This window comes from Streptomyces pseudogriseolus (assembly GCA_002154585.1).
Classification (GTDB): Bacteria; Actinomycetota; Actinomycetes; order Streptomycetales; family Streptomycetaceae; genus Streptomyces; species Streptomyces pseudogriseolus.
Genome location: MUNG01000529.1, coordinates 1 through 1167 on the forward strand (window position 1 = coordinate 1; position 1167 = coordinate 1167).

A 1167-nucleotide genomic window follows, 5' to 3' on the forward strand; every position below is an offset into this window, starting at 1 on the left:
GTACTCGCCGAGGGCGGCGAGGTCGATGGCGAGCGACGACATGGTGACGTAGGTGTGCGGGTGGGTGGGTCCGAGCACCCGGGTCTGCTTCTCGAGCAGTTCCTCGTCGATGCCCAGCGCCTCCACGTAACGCCCCTGCGAGCGCCGGATGTTGGCGAGCTGGCAGCGCAGGTACAGGTACTGGATGTCGTCCTCGCCCAGCATCGTCCGCCAGTGGTCGAGCACGTCCTCGGCGAGCCGTCTGGCGGCCGGGAAGTCGCCGCGCTTCCAGAGGTAGCGGACGCGGTCGATGAGCAGTCTGCGGGTCTCGGTCACCTCGCTGCTGCGGGCCTCCGAGGCCGCGAGGTGCGGCCAAACGAGTGCGAAGTGGGGCCAGGTCTCGGGGTCGTCGATGGGTTCGTCGCCGTCGGGACGCGCCCCGGCGAGCACCTGGTGCACCACGCGGCGGGCGTCCCCCTGCTCCGCCTCCGACATCTGGGAGCGGATGACCGCCTGCACCAGGCGGTGCACCTGGATGCTGTTGGTCCTCTGGTCGACCTTGGCGAGGGCGAACCGGCCGATCTCGCGGATGATGCGCCCGAGCAGCAGGCTCTCCTGGAGGGCCGGGTCGTACGGTTTGAGCGCCTCGATCATCTCCCTGCCGTAGAGGAGTTTCGCGGAGATGGGTTCGGGGCCGAGGAAGGCGCACAGTTGGAGCAGCCGGACCGCGGCGCGGGAGCGTTCCTCCATCTGGGCGATCGAGACGTTCCAGGTGGCGGCGACCGTCTTCGGGTAGTCGGCCGGCTGGCTCAGCGCGAGGACCTCGGTGGTCTGCCGCGCCAGCTGCTCCAGGTAGTGCTCGATGGGGGTGGCGGTCTCGGCGAGCCAGGCCGCCGCCTGTTCCACCGCGAGCGGCAGGTCACNNCGTCGATCTGCTCGGCCAGTCCTTGCTGGGCCCAGCCCTGGTTGCGGGAGGTGACGAGGATGTGCCCGCCTCCGCCCTTGGGGAAGTAGCGGGCCAGCTGCTCCGGGGAGTCGGCGTTGTCGAAGACGAGTATCCAGCGTTTCGTGGGGAGCCCGCGGGACAGCCGGTGCACGGTCTCCTGGCAGGCCAGGGTGATGTCGTCGCCGGCGGGGACGCCGATCAGGGCCCCCAGTTCGGCCAGCGAGGCGACGACGTCGTCGATG

Annotated in this window: 1 pseudogene; it reads right to left on the reverse strand. The window is 70.2% G+C overall.

From position 1 onward, the window contains the following. Positions 1 to 1167: pseudogene (fxsT, locus tag CCN29_RS32195) on the reverse strand (FxSxx-COOH system tetratricopeptide repeat protein); the annotation flags it as partial.